Genomic DNA, 16,619 nt, shown 5'->3' with positions numbered 1-16,619 from the left:
TCCCGCGCTCTTTTAGAGCGGGAGCGTGGCGATTGGAATCGAATGCTGGGAGCAAGCGCGATAATTCGATTGCGCAGTGCACAATGGAGCCGTTCAGACGACCGTGATGTTGCGGGTCACCCGCCGGTGACACTCATGTGGCGGCTGACGGCGGGGCGGTTGTGGGTGCGGTCGATGATGAAGTCGTGGCCCTTGGGCTTGCGGGAGATGGCTTCGTCGATGGCCGCGTAGAGCAATCCGTCGTCTTCGGTGGCGCGCACGGCCGAGCGCAGGTCGGCGGCATCGTTCTGGCCGAGGCACATGTAGAGCGTGCCGGTGCAGGTGAGGCGGACACGGTTGCAGCTCTCGCAGAAATTATGGGTCATCGGCGTGATGAAGCCCATGCGGCCGCCGGTTTCCTCGACGGTGACGTAGCGGGCGGGGCCACCCGTGCGGTAGCCGATCTCGCTCATCGTGAACTGCTTTTCGAGATCGGCGCGCAGCTTAGAGAGCGGCAGATAGCGATCGGTGCGATCCTCCTCGATCTCTCCCATCGGCATGGTCTCGATGACGGTCAGGTCCATGCCGCGGCCGTGGGCGAAGCGGATCATCTTGGGCATCTCGACGTCGTTGAAATCCTTGAGCGCGACGGCGTTGAGCTTGATGTGCAGGCCTGCCTTCTGGGCGGCATCGATGCCTTCCATGACCTTGTGGAAATCGCCCCAGCGGGTGATCTCCCGGAACTTGTCCGGGTCAAGCGTATCCAGCGATACGTTGATGCGGCGAACGCCGCAATCGTAGAGCTCGTCGGCGAAGCGGGCGAGCTGCGAGCCGTTGGTGGTCAGCGTCAGTTCGTCGAGGCCGGAGCCGATCCGCTTGCCGAGTTCGCGCACGAGATGCATGATGTTCTTGCGCACCAGCGGCTCGCCGCCGGTCAGCCTGAGCTTGCGGACGCCCTTGGCGATGAACGCGGAACAGAGCCTGTTCAGTTCCTCCAGCGTCAGAAGATCCTTCTTCGGCAGGAAGTTCATGTTCTCGGCCATGCAATAGGTGCAACGAAAATCGCAGCGATCGGTCACCGAGACGCGCAGATAGGTAACGGCCCGCTGAAACGGGTCGATCATCGGTTTCGCATCGGCCACGAGGGATGCGGCGTTGGCGATCGTTCCAACCTTGCTGTTCAATACAGCCTCCAATCATACCCAATGTGCGTACTGTGCGGGGCAGCGTCAAGCAATAGGCGGCACGCATACGCTAATTTGAACTTGCCTCAAAGAGGCGCATTGCCTACTCCTCAAAACGAAGAGGAGCATTCTCATGAGCGACATCTGGCCAACTGAGTTGAAGGTATCGAAGGATCGGCAGCGGCTGATCGTCACCTTCAACGACGGCGAGAGTTTCACGCTCAGCGCCGAGATGCTGCGCGTGCTGTCGCCATCGGCGGAAGTGCAGGGCCATGGACCGGGCCAGAAGGTCACCGTTCCCGGCAAGCGCAACGTCGCGATCATCTCGATGACGCCGACCGGCAATTACGCAGTCAGGATCGGCTTCGACGACATGCACGACACAGGCATCTTCACATGGTCTTATCTGCGTGAACTCGGCGAGCGCGGCGAGGAACTCTTCGCCGCCTATGAGAGCGAACTCAGCGAAAAAGGCATGAACCGCGATACATCGGAAAAGCCTCGCTAGGCGCGACACGGGCCCGATCGCAACGCCAGATGCCGCGTGTCACTCCCGTGTCATCTTAGGCGGCTAATTACCGTGATGAAACAAGGCGATGGCACAGTCATGAAAATCATCGAGACCGTCGAGGAACTGGCCGCGATCTACGGCGGTGGCGTGTCGGAAGCTTCCGTGGCGAAGGTGACGAATTATCTGACGCCTCTGTACCGGCAGATGATCGAGGCGTCGCCCTTCGTCGCGCTGGCGACCGTCGGCCCTGAGGGGCTGGACTGCTCGCCGCGTGGTGACCTCGGCGGCGTCGTGCGCGTCGTCGACGACAAGATGCTGCAGATGCCGGACTGGCGCGGCAACAACCGGGTCGATTCGCTGTCGAACATCGTGCGCGATCCGCGGCTGGCCCTGATGTTCCTCATCCCGGGCTCGAACACGACGATGCGGATCAACGGACGCGGCGTGGTTTCCAACGACGATGCGCTGCTGTCGTCCTTCGAGATGGATGGCAAGCATCCCCGCACGGTCATCGTGGTGACGATCGATGAGGTGTATTTCCAGTGCGCGCGGGCGCTCATCCGCTCGGAACTATGGAACCCCGATCATTTCGTCGATCCGAAAAACCTGCCGACGCCGGGCCTGATGCTGAAGGCGGCGACGGAAGCGTTCGATCACGAGACATATGATCGCGAATGGGCCGCGCGCGCGGCCAGGACGATGTGGTAGCGATCGACAAGAGCCTGCGGCGCGGCGACGGTCAGGCCTTGTAGATCAGCCAGCTCTTGGTGAAATCCTTCTGCATGCCGTCCTCGAAGAGGATGCTGCAGTTGCGGCCGGCATTCTTGGCGCCCTAGAGCGCGACGTCGGTCTTGTGGTAAAGTTCGCCCGCGTCCTCGGTGTTCGATGCCATGCAAACGCCGACCGACACCGTGACCGGCCCGTAGTTGACGCGCGTGCGCGAATTCTTGAACGGCGTGGCCTCCAGCGTACGGCGAATGCGCTCGGCGATGGCCATGACTTCGTCGGCGGTGTTGCCCTCGATGATCAGCGCGAACTCTTCGCCGCCCGTGCGGGCGACGAAGACGTCACGGCGCACGTTGGCGCGGATCACCGAGGCAACCGTTGCCAGGATCTTGTCACCGACCGGGTGGCCGTAGGTGTCGTTGATCTTCTTGAAGTTGTCGATATCGGCGAGCACGAGCGCCGTGATCGGGCGCATGGCCGGGTTGTTGAAGACGGCGGCGAGGCGATCGTCGAAGGCGCGGCGGTTGGAGAGCCGCGTCAGCGAATCCGTGTTGGCGATGCGCTTGTACTCGTCGAGTTCCTTGCGGACCTGATCCATTTCGTTGGAGCGCTGGACGACGTTTTCGACGGTGCGCTCGCCGTGCGCCATTGTGCTTCCGGTGGCCTCTGTCAAGAGATGCAGTGCGTTCTGGATGAGGTCGGCGCTCGATGCATTCTTGGAGGTGATGCGGCTATAGGTTTCGCCAAGCAGCCTGTTGTAGCTCTCGAGAGACGTCTGCTCCTGACGGAGAACACGCAGTACCGATTCGAGTTCGGCGGCGATGCGGGTGTGGGCGTCGTCGAAGACGCGGCCGGCGCCATGGCTGAAGTGCTGGGCGCCAAGTTCGTCGAGCTCTTCCTGTGACGCCTGGTTGCCAAGGGCAGCGAGATCGCGCGTCAGCGCCGGATTGGAGCCGATATAAGCTTCGTAGAAGAGTTCGTAATTCCGCGGAATGGGCGCAACACCCATGGAGCGCATCGCAAAAGTGATCTGGCTTGCCACATCGGGAACTTGCGTCTTTGGCGCCACAGCCGTCGTCATCCGGCCACTCCTCTGGTATATCTCAAAAGTCTTCTCTTATTTCTTAAGCTACAATTGTTTTGAAATGATTAAGGTTGGATATACCAGAGATTACATGTGAATTTTGTTCCAGTTGGTTTCGCTCTTCTTATCCATATGATTTTTATATAGGAATCCACGCGATGCCTGAGGGTGCCTACGCGTTTTGAGGGTATCTTTTCTTTAAATTATAAAGCCGAGATATTCGTCGCCATCAACGTCGTCAACGATGCGTTGACAATGGGTGTCTTGTTTCGGCTCTTTTGTGAACGACGGCAAGCTGCCAACTTATCCTTCGAAGCACCGTATCGGTGCCAATGGAAGGCAGCAAGCCATGCAGACGTCCCGCAACTCGCCCGCTGCCATGCTGGCGGCCGCGATCATCGCCGGATCTCTTTTCCTGATCCAGCAACAGGGCTTCTTTCATGGCGCGTTTTCGTCGGAAATACTGGCAAGCATCGATGCCGGCGATGTGCTTGTCACGAGCGATCATGTCGCGACAAGCAAAGACCCGTTGGCCGGCGGTCGCGTGACCGCCGCTGCCCGCTGAACGATCAACCGAGGTTGAATTCCTGGAAGAAGTCGTTGCCCTTGTCGTCGGTGACGATGAAGGCGGGGAAGTCCTCGACCTCGATCTTCCAGACGGCTTCCATGCCGAGTTCCGGATATTCCAGCACCTCGACCTTGCGGATGCAATCCTGCGCGAGCCGGGCGGCGGGGCCGCCGATCGAGCCGAGATAGAAGCCGCCATGGCTCTTGCAGGCTTCGCGGACCGCGCGGGAGCGGTTGCCCTTGGCGAGCATGATCATCGAGCCGCCGAAGGACTGGAACTGGTCGACATAGCTGTCCATGCGGCCGGCCGTGGTCGGGCCGAAGGAGCCGGAAGCGTAGCCGGCGGGCGTCTTGGCCGGGCCCGCGTAGTAGACCGGGTGGTTCTTCATGTAATCGGGCATGCCTTCGCCCTTTTCCAGCCGCTCGCGAATCTTGGAGTGCGCGAGGTCGCGGGCGACGATGATCGTCCCCGTCAGCGACAGGCGGGTCTTCACCGGATGCTTGCTCAGTTCGGCAAGTATATCGGCCATCGGCTGGTTGAGATCGATGCGAACCATCGATTCCGAAAGCTTCGTCTCGTCGATCTCAGGCATATACTTCGACGGATCGGTTTCCAGTTGCTCGACGAAGATACCGTCGCGGGTTATCTTGCCCTTGGCCTGGCGGTCGGCGGAACAGGAGACACCGAGGCCGATCGGCAGCGACGCGCCATGGCGGGGCAGGCGGATGACGCGCACGTCGTGACAGAAATACTTGCCGCCGAACTGGGCGCCGACGCCCATCTGCTGCGTCAGCTTGTGGATTTCCTTCTCCATCTCGACGTCGCGGAAAGCGTGGCCGCTTTCCGAACCCTCAGTCGGGAGATCGTCGAGATAACGCGTGGAGGCGAGCTTGACGGTCTTCAGGTTCATCTCGGCCGAGGTGCCGCCGATGACGATCGCCAGGTGGTAGGGAGGACAGGCTGCCGTCCCGAGCGTGAGGATCTTCTCCTTGAGGAAGTCGATCATGCGGTCGTGCGTCAGCAGCGACGGCGTGCCCTGATAAAGGAAGGTCTTGTTGGCCGAGCCGCCGCCCTTGGCGACGAAGAGGAAATTGTATTCGTCCGTGCCTTCCTCGTAGATGTCGATCTGGGCCGGCAGGTTGTTCTTGGTGTTCTTTTCCTCGAACATCTTGATCGGGGCCAGCTGCGAGTAGCGCAGGTTCTTCTTCTCGTAGGCATCCATGACGCCCCTGGCGAGCGCCGAATAGTCCTCGCCCTCGGTCCAGACGCGACGGCCCTTCTTGCCCATGATGATCGCGGTGCCTGTGTCCTGGCACATCGGCAGGATGCCGCCGGCGGCGATGTTGGCGTTCTTCAGGAGGTCGTAGGCGACGAAGCGGTCGTTGTCGGTCGCCTCGGGGTCGTCGAGGATCGAGGCGAGCTGCTTCAGATGGCCGGGACGCAGCAGGTGGTTGATGTCGGCGAACGCGGTCTCGGCCAGCAGACGGATGCCCTCGGGGTCGACGGTCAGGATATCCTGGCCCTTGAAGCTGTCGACAGAGACATGGTCGCTGCTGATCTGGCGGTACTGGGTGCTGTCTTTGCCGAGGGGGAAGAGATCGTCAGCCATAAAATGACCTTTCGTGCGGGCCTGAATGGAAATCGCAGACGGTCTATGCGGGCGTTTGGCCAATTGCAATCATTCTAAAACCTTCAAAAAACGCTCAAGAATGCATGAAAAACACCGCCACGGAGGTCGTGACGGTGTCTTGTCGGTCATCGTTGGTTTGGGGGCGGCTTACCTGCCGTAAGTTCGCTTGACGTTACTTGGGGCCGATCATGGTTTCCGGGCGGACGTACTGGTCGAACTCTTCGTTCGTCAGGTAACCGCCGCCGACGGCTTCCTCGCGCAGCGTCGTGCCGTTCTTGTGCGCGGTCTTGGCGATCTTGGCGCAGATGTCGTAGCCGAGACGGCCGTTGAGCGCCGTCACCAGCATCAGCGAGTTCTCGACGCCCTTCCTGATGTTGTCCTCGCGGGCCTCGATGCCGACCACGCAATTGTCGGTGAATGAGACGGCGGCATCGCCGAGCAGCTGCACCGACTGCAGGAAGTTATAGGCCATCATCGGATTGTAGACGTTGAGCTCGAAATGGCCCTGGCTGCCGGCGAAGGTGAGGGCGGCGTTGTTGCCAAAGACATGGGCGCAGACCTGCGTCAGCGCCTCCGACTGCGTCGGGTTGACCTTGCCGGGCATGATCGAGGAGCCGGGCTCGTTTTCCGGCAGCGACAGTTCGCCGAGGCCCGCGCGTGGGCCGGAACCCAGGAAGCGGATGTCGTTGGCGATCTTGAAGAGCGCGGCGGCCGCTGCGTTGATCGCGCCGTGGGCGAAGACCATCGAGTCATGCGAGGCCAGCGCCTCGAACTTGTTCGGCGCGGTGACGAAGGGCAGGCCGGTGATGCCGCTGATCTCTTCGGCGACCTTTTCGGCAAAGCCCACCGGCGCGTTGAGGCCGGTGCCGACGGCGGTGCCGCCCTGGGCGAGCTTGGAGAGGGCCGGCAGCGTCAGCTCGATGTTGGCGATGGCGGAGGCAACCTGCGCGGAATAGCCGGAGAATTCCTGGCCGAGCGTCAGGGGCGTGGCGTCCTGCGTATGCGTGCGGCCGATCTTGATGATGTGGCTGAACTCGGTGACCTTCATGTCGAGTGCCGCATGCAGGTGCTTCAGGCCCGGCAGCAGGTGGTGGACGATCTGCTCGACGCAGGCGATGTGCATGGCCGTCGGGTAGGTGTCGTTCGACGACTGGCTCATGTTGACGTGGTCGTTCGGGTGCACCGGCTTCTTCGAGCCCATGACGCCGCCGAGCTTTTCGATGGCGCGGTTGGAGATCACCTCGTTGGCGTTCATGTTCGACTGCGTGCCGGAGCCGGTCTGCCAGACAACCAGCGGGAAGTGGTCGTCGAGCTTGCCGTCGACGACTTCCTGGGCGGCGTCGATGATGGCGTTGCCGATCGCGGGTTCCAGCTTGCCGAGCGCCATGTTGGCGCGGGCGGCGGCCTGCTTGACGATCCCCAGCGCGCGCACGATCGACAGCGGCTGCTTCTCCCAACCGATCTTGAAATTGCCGAGCGAGCGCTGCGCCTGCGCGCCCCAATACTTGTCGCTTTGTACTTCAATCTCGCCGAAAGTATCGGTTTCGATACGGGGGGAAGTCATGGCCATGCCTTTCTTTCGCGTGAGCGGCTGCAAAGATGCCGTCTTATAGGTCGCAAACCAGCCCAAGAAAACAGCGGGGATCAAAAATATGAGCCGCATAGTCATATTACTGACCGTATCGTGCGTGGTTTTTTGGCCACGTCTTATTTTTTATCGAACAACACCTTTTGGGGGACTGTGTGGGCAGGTGAAAATAAGGTAAAAAATTAACCAATAATTTCATAATTTTGTGTGAACTGTGACGAGGCGGCGGGTTTGCTGCGTCACGTAAGAGCGAGTTCCTCGAGGCTGGCGGTGGCGTCCCGTTTCTGCCATGTCACCTGGCGGCGACGGGTGAGTAAAAGAGTTTTGAGCTGGGCGAAGCCCATCACCGAAGACAGCATGAGACTGGGACTGGAAAAAGCATGACATTCTTCTTGAAAGGTGCGGTTTCCGCACTGGCACTTTCTTGCGGCGTGGCCGCGATGGGTGTTGCACCCGCGCATGCCTATACGCTTATGGACATGATCCGAGGCGATCGTGCCCGTACCCAGAGCACGATCGTCAATCCGGCTCCCGAAGTGGCGCCGCCGCCGCAGGTCAATACCAGCGCGCCGCTGCCGAAGGTGTCTTCGCCGCAGTATTACACCTACAAGGTGGACCCGATGCGGCTTGTCGATACCGGCAAGTTCACCGATCCCGTCGTGACGGGCGCCGTTGTCGCCGCCGTCGGTACGCCGGGCGATGCCACGCCATCGGTGCAGCGTCGTTATCTGATCGATGCGAAGGTGCGCGCGCCCGTCGACGTCGCCAAGGCGCTCGAGAGTTACTACGGCGACAGCAAGAACGAGATGGTCTGGCTGACCGGCACCGAGATCAACGATCGCGCCAAGTCGGCGATGGCCTTCCTCGCCAATGCCGGTTCCGTCGGTCTCGACCCGGCCGACTACGCCGTCGAGGTTCCCGCCGTCGATCCGTCCAGTCCCGATCCCGCGATGCGCGACCGCGCCCTGACGCAGTTCGAGTTGCAGCTGTCGGCCAAGGTTCTTGCCTATGTGCAGGACACGGTTCGTGGCCGCGTCGACCCGAACAAACTTTCCGGCTATCACGATTTCGTCCGCAAGACGGTCAATCTCGATCCGGTTCTGAAGCTGGCGCGAATGAGCCCTGACGTCGGCGCCTATCTGTCGAGCCGTACGCCGAATGGTCCGCAGTTTTCGGCGCTGAAGGCCGAGCTTGCGAAGCTGAAGGGCGAGGGCGGCGGAGAGCAGCCGATCACCATCGCGATCAGCGGCGCGCTGCGTCCCGGCGAAACGTCTTCGGAAATCCCCAACATCGTCAAGGCGATCGGCAAGTACGGCTCGGCCGCGCTGAAGAGCGAAAATGCCGCGACGCTTTCGGCTTATGCCGGCGGTACCGACTACTCGCCCGAGATCGTCTCGCTCGTCGAAGCGTTCCAGAAGGAACGCGGCCTGAAGCCCGATGGTATCATCGGTCAGGCGACGGTGCGTGTCATGACTGGCGGCGACAGCAATGGTTCGAAGATCGAGAAGCTGATCGTGGCCATGGAGCAGGCCCGCTGGCTGCCGGCCGATCTCGGCCCACGCTACGTCTTCATCAACCAGCCCGCCTACATGGTCTATTACTACAACGACAACAAGCAAGAGTTGTCGATGCGCACGGTGATCGGCAAGACCACCAACCAGACCTTCTTCTTCCAGGACCAGGTTCAGACCGTCGAGTACAACCCGTTCTGGGGCGTGCCGCAGTCGATCATCATCAACGAGATGCTGCCGAAGCTGCGCGCCGACCCGGGCTATCTCGACCGCATGGGCTATGAAGTCGCTGTCGGCGGCAAGGCCGTGCCGTCCGCGAGCGTCGACTGGTACGGTTCGACCGCGAATGTCGCGGTGCGCCAGCCACCGAGCGGTGACAACGCGTTGGGCAAGCTGAAGATCCTGTTCCCGAACAAGCATGCCATCTACATGCACGACACGCCGGAGAGGACCTTCTTCAAGCGTGACATGCGCGCGCTCAGCCACGGCTGCGTCCGTCTCGAGGAACCGCGCGTCATGGCGGCGGCCGTCCTGAGCACCACGGTCGACAAGGTGAACGAGGAGATCGCCACCGGCAAGAACCACGCCGTGCAGGTGCCGCAGAAGTTCCCGATCTACATCGCCTACTTCACGGCATGGCCGGACAAGAACGGCGTCGTCCAATACTTCAACGACGTCTACGACCGCGATAGCTACGTGCGCAAGGCGTTCGACGCCACGACCAAGGCACGCGGCGCACAGATCTGATGTTCGACGCCGCGCGGCCAACCGGTCGCGCGGCGTTTTCTTATCCAGTGATATCGGCGGTCAGCCGGCGTGGAGGAAGCGGATCGCTTCGTCGCGGCGGAAGAGATAGAGCAGGGTGCGTACCGCATTGCCCCTTTCGGACGTCAGCTCCGGATCACGCTCGATCAGATAGGCCGCATCCTTGCGGGCGATCTCCAGCAAATCGGCGTGTGCCTCTAGGCTTGCAATCCTGAAGCCAGGGGTTCCCGACTGCCGCGTTCCCAACAGTTCGCCTTCGCCGCGCAGCTTCAGATCCTCTTCGGCGATCCTGAAGCCGTCTTCCGTATCGCGCATGATCGTGAGACGCGCGTGGCCGGTTTCACCGAGCGGACCACGATAGAGCAGGATGCAGGTCGATGCCTCGTCGCCGCGCCCGACGCGGCCGCGCAGCTGGTGCAGCTGTGCCAGACCGAAACGCTCGGCATGCTCGATGACCATGATCGTCGCATCCGGCACGTCGACGCCGACCTCGACCACGGTGGTCGCCACGAGGAGGCGGATCTCGCCCGATTTGAAGGCCATCATGATGGCATCCTTCTCCGAGCCGCTCATGCGGCCGTGGATCAGGCCGACCTGGCTTCCGATCGCGCGCCCGAGCGCCGAGACCAGCGTGGCGTGGCGCTCCTCGACCGACATCAGGTCGCTTTCCTCCGTCTCCTCGACCAGCGGGCAGATCCAATAGGCCTTCTTGCCGTCGGCGAGCGCCGCCTTCAGGCGGCCGACGATATCGCCGATGCGTTCGGTGGGGATGGTGATCGTCTGGATCGGCTTGCGGCCGGCGGGTTTCTCGGTGAGCTTGGAAACGTCCATGTCGCCGAAGGCGGCGAGCACCAGCGTGCGCGGGATCGGCGTGGCGGTCATGACCAGCATATGGGGCGTGATGCCCTTGGCGGTCAGGCGCAGGCGCTGGTGAACACCGAAGCGGTGCTGCTCGTCGACGACAGCCAGCATCAGGTTCTTGTAGTTGACGGTATCCTGAAACAGCGCATGGGTGCCGATGACGATCTGGGCCTCGCCCGAGGCGATGCGCTCGAGGATTTCGTCGCGTTCCTTGCCCTTGGTGCGGCCGGTCAGCGCCTCGATGCGGATGCCGGCGGCGGCCGTGTATTTGGCGATGGTCGCGTGATGCTGGCGGGCGAGGATTTCGGTCGGCGCCATCAAGACGGCCTGGCCACCGCTCTCGATGACGGCGGCCATCGCCATCAGCGCCACCAGCGTCTTGCCGGAGCCGACATCGCCCTGCAGCAGCCGCAGCATGCGGTCGTCGCCGGCCATGTCCTTCATGATCTGTGCGATCGCCTCGGTCTGGCTGCCGGTGGGCGAAAACGGCAGGGCTTCGAGGATCTGGCGGCTGAGATGGCCGGTCGCATGCACCGGCTGGCCGGCGACCTTGCGCAATCGCTGGCGCACCAGCGCCAGAGACAGCTGGCCGGCCAGGAACTCGTCATAGGCAAGGCGGCGGCGGGCAGGTGCCTGCGGGTCGATGTCGGCGGGGTCACGCGGCTCGTGCAGGCCGTGGAAGGCGTCGGCGGTCGAAGGCAGACCCTGCTTCTCGGCCAGCGCCTGATCGATCCATTCGGGGAAATCCGGCGTCTTCGGCAGCGCGGCTTCGATGATCTTGCGCAGCGTCTTCGGCGAGAGACCCGCCGTCAGTGGATAGATCGGCTCCACCAGCGGCAGGTTTTCCGCTTCGCTGGCTTTGACGATGTAATCCGGGTGGACCATCGAGGCGCGGCCGTTGAACCAGTCGATCTTGCCGCTGACGGTCACCTCTTCGTCGAGCGGGAGCTGCTTCTCCAGCCATGTCGACTGGCCGCGGAAGAAGACGAGCGTCAGCTCGCCGGTCTCGTCATGCAGGAAGACGCGGTAGGGGACGTTGCTCTTCTTGTTCGGCGGTGGCTGGTGGCGGTCGACGCGGCCGGTGATGGTCACGATGGCTCCCTGCGGCGCGCGCGCGATGCCCGGCTGGTTGCGCCGGTCGATCAGCGAGTGCGGCGCGTGGAAGAGCAGATCGACGACGCGGCAATCCTCCGGCGTCTCGCGGCCGAAGAGCTTGGCGAGCAGTTCGGCGATCTTCGGGCCGACGCCGGGCAGGCCGGAGACGGAGGAGAACAGCGGATCGAGAATGGCGGGGCGCATGCCGGCAAAATGCGACGAACAATGCGTGCTTGGCAAGGCTGACAAGCCGCTTTCGAGGGTCTATAGAGGCGCATCAACAGGAAGCTATGCCATGACAGGTGTCACACTCTCGAGCGCCGATCTCGATCCCCGCCGCCGCCGGATACTGTTCCGCTGCTGGCATCGCGGCATCCGCGAGATGGATCTGGTGTTCGGACAGTTCGCCGAGCGCGAGATCGCCGGCCTCTCGGATGCGGAGCTCGACGAGTTCGAGACGATCATGGCGGAAGAGGACAATGATCTGGTGCGCTGGATCATGGGAACCTGGCCGACGCCTGAGCGTTTCCAGACGCCGATGTTTACGCGCCTGTGCGCCTATAAGCCCGATTTCGAGTACCCCGCCGACAGCCTGCCCAGGAATGGATGATGATCCCCGGTTTTGATGCGAAGAAGCTGACGGCGCTGAACGTGCCGCTGACGATAGGCAATGTGCCCGCCGGACTGGAGCCGATGCTGCTGGCGGAGCTTGCCCGCGCCGGTGCGCCGGTTGCCTACGTGCTCTCGGACGGGCAACGCATGGCCGATCTGGAGCAGATGCTCGGTTTCGTCGCGCCCGACATTCCGGTTCTGACGCTGCCTGCCTGGGACTGTCTGCCCTACGACCGCGTGTCACCGAGCGCGGACACCTCCGCACGGCGGCTCGCCGCACTCGGCGGGCTGATCGCGCACCGCAAGAAGCCGCATGCGGCGATCGTGCTGGTGACTGTCAACGCCATGCTGCAGAAGGTGGCGCCGCAGGATGTGATCGAGAGCCTGACGTTTTCGGCGCGACCAGGCAATCAGGTGCGGATGGACGATATCGCCGGGCGGCTGGAGCGCAACGGCTTCGACCGCGTCGCCACGGTGCGCGAAGTCGGCGAATACGCGGTGCGCGGCGGCATTCTCGATGTCTTCGTGCCGGGCTCGGAAGAGCCGGTGCGGCTCGATTTCTTCGGCGATACGCTGGAGAGCATCCGCAGCTTCGATCCGGCCAGCCAGCGCACGACGGGGCAGGTACGCTCGCTCGACCTCAATCCGATGAGCGAAGTGACGCTGACACCAGATACGATCAGCCGCTTCCGCAAGAATTATCTCTCGACCTTCGGTGCCGCCACCCGCGACGACGCGCTCTATCTGGCGATCTCGGAAGGACGGCGCTATCCTGGGATGGAGCACTGGCTGCCGCTGTTCTACGACCAGCTGGAGACGGTGTTCGACTATCTCAAGGGCTTCCGTTTGGTTACCGACCACACGGTGCGGGAAGCCGCCGAGGAGCGCTCGAAGCTGGTCTTCGACTATTACGACGCGCGTCTGAATTCGGGAAAGCCGGTGAAGGGCATGTCGCAGGGCACGCCCTATAAGCCCGTGGTGCCAGGCCAGCTCTATCTCGACGGCAAGACGTTTGCGGCAACGCTCGACGCCTTCGATGCGATGCGGATCACGCCGTTCAACGAGCATGAGGGCGAGGCGCGCCGCGTCATCAATCTTGATGCCCGGCAGGGCGAACGCTGGGCGCGGCCGAGTGCCGAGGGCGGAGGTAATGCCGAGCGCGTCAACGTGTTCGACGTCGTCGTCAAGCATATCGCCGACAAGCGGGCGAGCGGCGCCAAGGTCTTGATCACCGCCTGGACGGAGGGATCGCTGGAGCGCTTGCTGCAGGTTCTCGCCGAGCACGCGCTGGCGCGGGTCAAGCCGATTGCGGCGCTCAAGGAGATCGACAAGCTCGAGCAGGGTGAGGCGGCGGCCGGCGTCTACAGCCTGGAGACGGGCTTCGAGGTCGGCAATCTCGTCGTCATCGGCGAGCAGGATATTCTCGGCGACCGCATGGTGCGCCGCTCGAAGCGCCGCAAGCGGGCGGCCGACTTCATCTCCGAGGTCGCGGGCCTCGACGAGGGGTCCGTCGTGGTCCACGCCGAGCACGGCATTGGCCGCTTCATCGGTCTCAGCACCATTCAGGCGGCCGGCGCGCAGCATGCGTGCCTGGAGCTGCAATATGCCGACGAGGCGAAGCTGTTCCTTCCCGTCGAAAACATCGATCTCCTGTCGCGCTATGGCGGCGAGGGGACGGAGGCACAGCTCGACAAGCTCGGCGGCGGCGCATGGCAGATGCGCAAGGCCAAGCTCAAGAAGCGTCTGCTCGACATGGCGGACGGCCTGATCCGCATCGCCGCCGAGCGGCTGACGCGGCATGCGCCTGTTCTGACGACGCCTGAGGGGCTCTACGACGAGTTCGCCGCGCGCTTCCCCTATGACGAGACGGAAGATCAGGACAACGCCATCGAGGCGGTGCGCTCGGATCTCGGCGCCGGACGGCCGATGGATCGCCTGGTCTGTGGCGACGTCGGCTTCGGCAAGACCGAGGTGGCATTGCGCGCGGCCTTCGTGGCTGCGATGAACGGCATACAGGTCGCGGTCGTGGTGCCGACGACGCTGTTGTCGCGCCAGCATTTCAAGACTTTCGCCGAGCGGTTCCGGGGGCTGCCGGTGCGCGTGGCGCAGGCCTCACGCCTCGTCGGCTCGAAGGAGCTGGCGCTGACCAAGAAGGAAGTGGCCGAGGGCAAGACCGATATCGTCGTCGGCACGCATGCGCTGCTCGGCTCCGGTATCAAGTTTGCCAATCTCGGCCTGCTGATCATCGATGAGGAGCAGCATTTCGGCGTCAAGCACAAGGAGCGGCTGAAGGAGCTGAAGAGCGACGTTCACGTTCTCACGCTGTCGGCGACGCCGATCCCGCGCACGCTGCAGCTGGCGATGACGGGTGTGCGCGAACTGTCGCTGATCACCACGCCGCCGGTCGACCGTATGGCGGTACGCACCTTCATCTCGCCGTTCGATTCGCTGGTGATCCGCGAGACGCTGATGCGCGAGCATTATCGCGGCGGCCAGAGCTTTTATGTCTGCCCGCGGCTGGCTGATCTCGAGGAGGTTCACGCCTTCCTGCAGTCCGATCTGCCGGAACTGAAGGTTGCGATCGCGCATGGCCAGATGCCGCCGGGCGAGCTCGAGGACATCATGAACGCCTTCTACGAGGGGCGTTACGACGTGCTGTTGTCGACGACGATCGTCGAATCGGGCCTGGACGTGCCGACGGCCAATACGTTGATCGTGCACCGCGCCGACATGTTCGGCCTGGCGCAGCTCTACCAGCTGCGCGGCCGCGTTGGTCGCTCCAAGGTGCGCGCCTTCGCGCTGTTCACGCTGCCCGTCAACAAGGTGCTGACGGCGACGGCCGAGCGCCGCCTGAAGGTGCTGCAATCGCTCGATACCCTCGGCGCCGGCTTCCAGCTCGCCAGCCACGACCTCGACATTCGCGGTGCCGGCAACCTGCTCGGCGAGGAGCAGTCCGGCCATATCAAGGAGGTCGGCTTCGAGCTCTACCAGCAGATGCTGGAAGAGGCGGTGGCGGAGGTGAAGGGTGTCGATGAGATCCAGGATACGGGCTGGTCGCCGCAGATCTCGGTGGGCACGTCGGTGATGATCCCCGACGGCTACGTGCCGGACCTGCATCTGCGCATGGCGCTCTACCGCCGCCTCGGCGAGATCACCGAGCTCAAGGAGATCGATGCCTTCGGCGCCGAGATGATCGACCGCTTCGGGCCGATGCCGATCGAGGTCCAGCATCTGTTGAAGATCGTCTACGTCAAGTCGCTCTGCCGTATCGCCAATGTCGAGAAGGTGGATGCCGGGCCGAAGGGCGTGGTCATCCAGTTCCGCAACAGGGAATTCCCGAACCCCGGCAATCTGGTGGGCTATATCGCCAAGCAGGGCTCTATGGCGAAGATCCGCCCCGACCACAGCGTGTTCCTGACCCGCGACCTGCCGACGCCGGAAAAGCGGTTGCAGGGAGCGGCCGTGATCATGACGCAGCTGGCGGAGCTGGCGAAGTAGGACGGATCACCACGCTCCTCATCCCGGCCTTGTGCCGGGATCCAGCAGGCCCAAGTCCTTGGGCCGTAAGAGTCTTTTCGCCGCGCGGACGCGCGTCGGCTGGATTCCTGTGACATCGCCCGAGCAAAGCTTGGGCACAGGAATGAGGGAGCAGCGGAATTCAGTTCATACCGGCGCGGGCTTCGGCCTTGGCCTTGGCGATATCGCGCAGCGCGCCGGCGATGACATCAGGGGTCTGGGCGCCGCTGACGGCGTATTGCTGGTCGAAGATGAAGAAGGGCACGCCGTTGACGCCCATCTTCTGCGCCGACTCGATTTCCTCGACGACGAGGACCTTGTCGGCATCCGAGGCGAGCAGGGAAGCGGTCACGGCGCGATCAAGGCCGGCCTTTTCGGCGATGTCGAGCAGCACGGCGTGATCGCCGACATTCAGGCCTTCCTCGAAATTCGCCTTGAACAGGCCATTGACCACGCGATCGGCCTTGTCGCGATCCTCGATCATTGCCCAATGAATGAGGCGGTGGGCGTCGAGCGTGTTCGGGCCGATCTTGATGGCGTCGAAATTGAAATTGATTCCGACTTCACGACCGAGCTCGGTCAGCATCTTGTGTCCCTCGGCGACACGCTCAGCACCGCCGAGCTTCTTTTCGAGCGCTGCCTTCTGGTCGACGCCCTCTGGCGGATAGTCGGGATTGAGCCGATAGGGGCGCCAGTTGATGTCGACGCCGACTTCGTCCTGAACCTCCGATATCGCCAGCTCCAGCCTGGCCTTGCCGAGATAGCACCAGGGGCAGATGACATCCGATACGACGTCGATGACAATGCGTTCCATTGGCTTTCCTTTCCGGGTTGTGGCCACTACTGTCCGGTTTAAATCTCTGGACAGGTTGCATGACATTGATTCTATTCGGTTTCAGACGTTTCGCGGCGTTCTGGACACGCATTGGAGATCAATGTCATGCGGCATGAGAATAGCGTCTTTCATCAGATCCAACAGCATATTCCGT

The 16,619-nt window shown here is 62.6% G+C and carries 11 protein-coding genes and 1 pseudogene; 6 read left to right on the top strand and 6 right to left on the bottom strand.

All coding sequences use genetic code 11. The features are described from left to right. Positions 1-116: 116 nt before the first annotated feature. Positions 117-1,103: a GTP 3',8-cyclase MoaA gene (gene moaA, locus GGQ67_RS03945; protein WP_425503755.1), complete on the bottom strand. Its 987-nt coding sequence runs from the start codon at positions 1,101-1,103 to the stop codon at positions 117-119. 193 nt (positions 1,104-1,296) lie between these two features. Between moaA and GGQ67_RS03940 the strand changes: the two genes are divergently transcribed. Both GGQ67_RS03940 and GGQ67_RS03935 read left to right on the top strand, forming a co-directional pair. After that, positions 1,297-1,671: a gamma-butyrobetaine hydroxylase family protein gene (locus GGQ67_RS03940; RefSeq protein WP_183898902.1), complete on the top strand. Its 375-nt coding sequence runs from the start codon at positions 1,297-1,299 to the stop codon at positions 1,669-1,671. 99 nt (positions 1,672-1,770) lie between these two features. Beyond that, the gene (locus tag GGQ67_RS03935; protein WP_183898901.1) at positions 1,771-2,382 is read left to right on the top strand and encodes a pyridoxamine 5'-phosphate oxidase family protein; all 612 of its coding nucleotides are present in this window, start codon (positions 1,771-1,773) and stop codon (positions 2,380-2,382) included. Positions 2,383-2,413: 31 nt separating this feature from the next. On the opposite strand, the pseudogene GGQ67_RS03930 reads toward GGQ67_RS03935, so the two are convergent. After that, a pseudogene (locus GGQ67_RS03930) lies at positions 2,414-3,481 on the bottom strand (GGDEF domain-containing protein). A 283-nt stretch (positions 3,482-3,764) separates the two neighbouring features. On the opposite strand from GGQ67_RS03930, the gene GGQ67_RS03925 reads away from it, so the two are divergent. Beyond that, the gene (locus GGQ67_RS03925; protein ID WP_343056464.1) at positions 3,765-4,049 is read left to right on the top strand and encodes a hypothetical protein; all 285 of its coding nucleotides are present in this window, start codon (positions 3,765-3,767) and stop codon (positions 4,047-4,049) included. A 4-nt stretch (positions 4,050-4,053) separates the two neighbouring features. Here the strand turns inward: GGQ67_RS03925 and GGQ67_RS03920 are convergent, their stop codons facing one another. Both GGQ67_RS03920 and fumC read right to left on the bottom strand, forming a co-directional pair. Next, positions 4,054-5,661: a fumarate hydratase gene (locus tag GGQ67_RS03920; protein WP_183898900.1), complete on the bottom strand. Its 1,608-nt coding sequence runs from the start codon at positions 5,659-5,661 to the stop codon at positions 4,054-4,056. Between the two features lie 193 nt (positions 5,662-5,854). Continuing rightward, positions 5,855-7,246 carry a class II fumarate hydratase gene (fumC, locus tag GGQ67_RS03915; protein WP_183898899.1) on the bottom strand — a complete coding sequence of 464 codons (1,392 nt, stop codon included), beginning with the start codon at positions 7,244-7,246 and terminating at the stop codon, positions 5,855-5,857. A 404-nt stretch (positions 7,247-7,650) separates the two neighbouring features. Here fumC and GGQ67_RS03910 point away from each other — a divergent pair, with 404 nt between their 5' ends. Beyond that, complete coding sequence (locus GGQ67_RS03910) at positions 7,651-9,528, top strand: L,D-transpeptidase family protein (RefSeq protein WP_183898898.1); 1,878 nt, start codon at positions 7,651-7,653, stop codon at positions 9,526-9,528. A gap of 60 nt (positions 9,529-9,588) precedes the next feature. Here GGQ67_RS03910 and recG read toward each other — a convergent pair whose 3' ends face one another. After that, positions 9,589-11,706: an ATP-dependent DNA helicase RecG gene (gene recG, locus GGQ67_RS03905; protein WP_183898897.1), complete on the bottom strand. Its 2,118-nt coding sequence runs from the start codon at positions 11,704-11,706 to the stop codon at positions 9,589-9,591. A 91-nt stretch (positions 11,707-11,797) separates the two neighbouring features. On the opposite strand from recG, the gene GGQ67_RS03900 reads away from it, so the two are divergent. Together GGQ67_RS03900 and mfd are read left to right on the top strand one after the other, a co-directional pair. Then, positions 11,798-12,112: an FAD assembly factor SdhE gene (locus GGQ67_RS03900; RefSeq protein WP_183898896.1), complete on the top strand. Its 315-nt coding sequence runs from the start codon at positions 11,798-11,800 to the stop codon at positions 12,110-12,112. Beyond that, on the top strand, positions 12,112-15,612 hold the full coding sequence (gene mfd, locus GGQ67_RS03895; RefSeq protein ID WP_183898895.1) for a transcription-repair coupling factor: 3,501 nt from the start codon (positions 12,112-12,114) through the stop codon (positions 15,610-15,612). The genes GGQ67_RS03900 and mfd overlap by 1 nt, the downstream gene beginning before the upstream one ends. 160 nt (positions 15,613-15,772) lie before the next feature. On the opposite strand, the gene GGQ67_RS03890 is transcribed toward mfd, so the two are convergent. After that, positions 15,773-16,444 carry a DsbA family oxidoreductase gene (locus GGQ67_RS03890; RefSeq protein WP_183898894.1) on the bottom strand — a complete coding sequence of 224 codons (672 nt, stop codon included), beginning with the start codon at positions 16,442-16,444 and terminating at the stop codon, positions 15,773-15,775. Positions 16,445-16,619: the final 175 nt, after the last annotated feature.

The sequence above is a fragment of the Rhizobium metallidurans genome (assembly GCF_014196505.1).
GTDB classification, from domain to species: Bacteria; Pseudomonadota; Alphaproteobacteria; order Rhizobiales; family Rhizobiaceae; genus Rhizobium; species Rhizobium metallidurans.
The sequence above is the reverse complement of the archived record's forward strand: the minus strand, read 5'-3'. Positions and strand labels throughout refer to the sequence as shown.

Excerpts from the sequence above, each read along its gene's own strand:
- moaA (WP_425503755.1), bottom strand. The coding sequence starts at position 1,103 with ATGATCGACCCGTTTCAGCGGGCCGTTACCTATCTGCGCGTCTCGGTG.
- GGQ67_RS03940 (WP_183898902.1), top strand. The coding sequence starts at position 1,297 with ATGAGCGACATCTGGCCAACTGAGTTGAAGGTATCGAAGGATCGGCAG.
- GGQ67_RS03935 (WP_183898901.1), top strand. The coding sequence starts at position 1,771 with ATGAAAATCATCGAGACCGTCGAGGAACTGGCCGCGATCTACGGCGGT.
- GGQ67_RS03920 (WP_183898900.1), bottom strand. The coding sequence starts at position 5,661 with ATGGCTGACGATCTCTTCCCCCTCGGCAAAGACAGCACCCAGTACCGC.
- fumC (WP_183898899.1), bottom strand. The coding sequence starts at position 7,246 with ATGACTTCCCCCCGTATCGAAACCGATACTTTCGGCGAGATTGAAGTA.
- GGQ67_RS03910 (WP_183898898.1), top strand. The coding sequence starts at position 7,651 with ATGACATTCTTCTTGAAAGGTGCGGTTTCCGCACTGGCACTTTCTTGC.
- recG (WP_183898897.1), bottom strand. The coding sequence starts at position 11,706 with ATGCGCCCCGCCATTCTCGATCCGCTGTTCTCCTCCGTCTCCGGCCTG.
- GGQ67_RS03900 (WP_183898896.1), top strand. The coding sequence starts at position 11,798 with ATGACAGGTGTCACACTCTCGAGCGCCGATCTCGATCCCCGCCGCCGC.
- mfd (WP_183898895.1), top strand. The coding sequence starts at position 12,112 with ATGATCCCCGGTTTTGATGCGAAGAAGCTGACGGCGCTGAACGTGCCG.
- GGQ67_RS03890 (WP_183898894.1), bottom strand. The coding sequence starts at position 16,444 with ATGGAACGCATTGTCATCGACGTCGTATCGGATGTCATCTGCCCCTGG.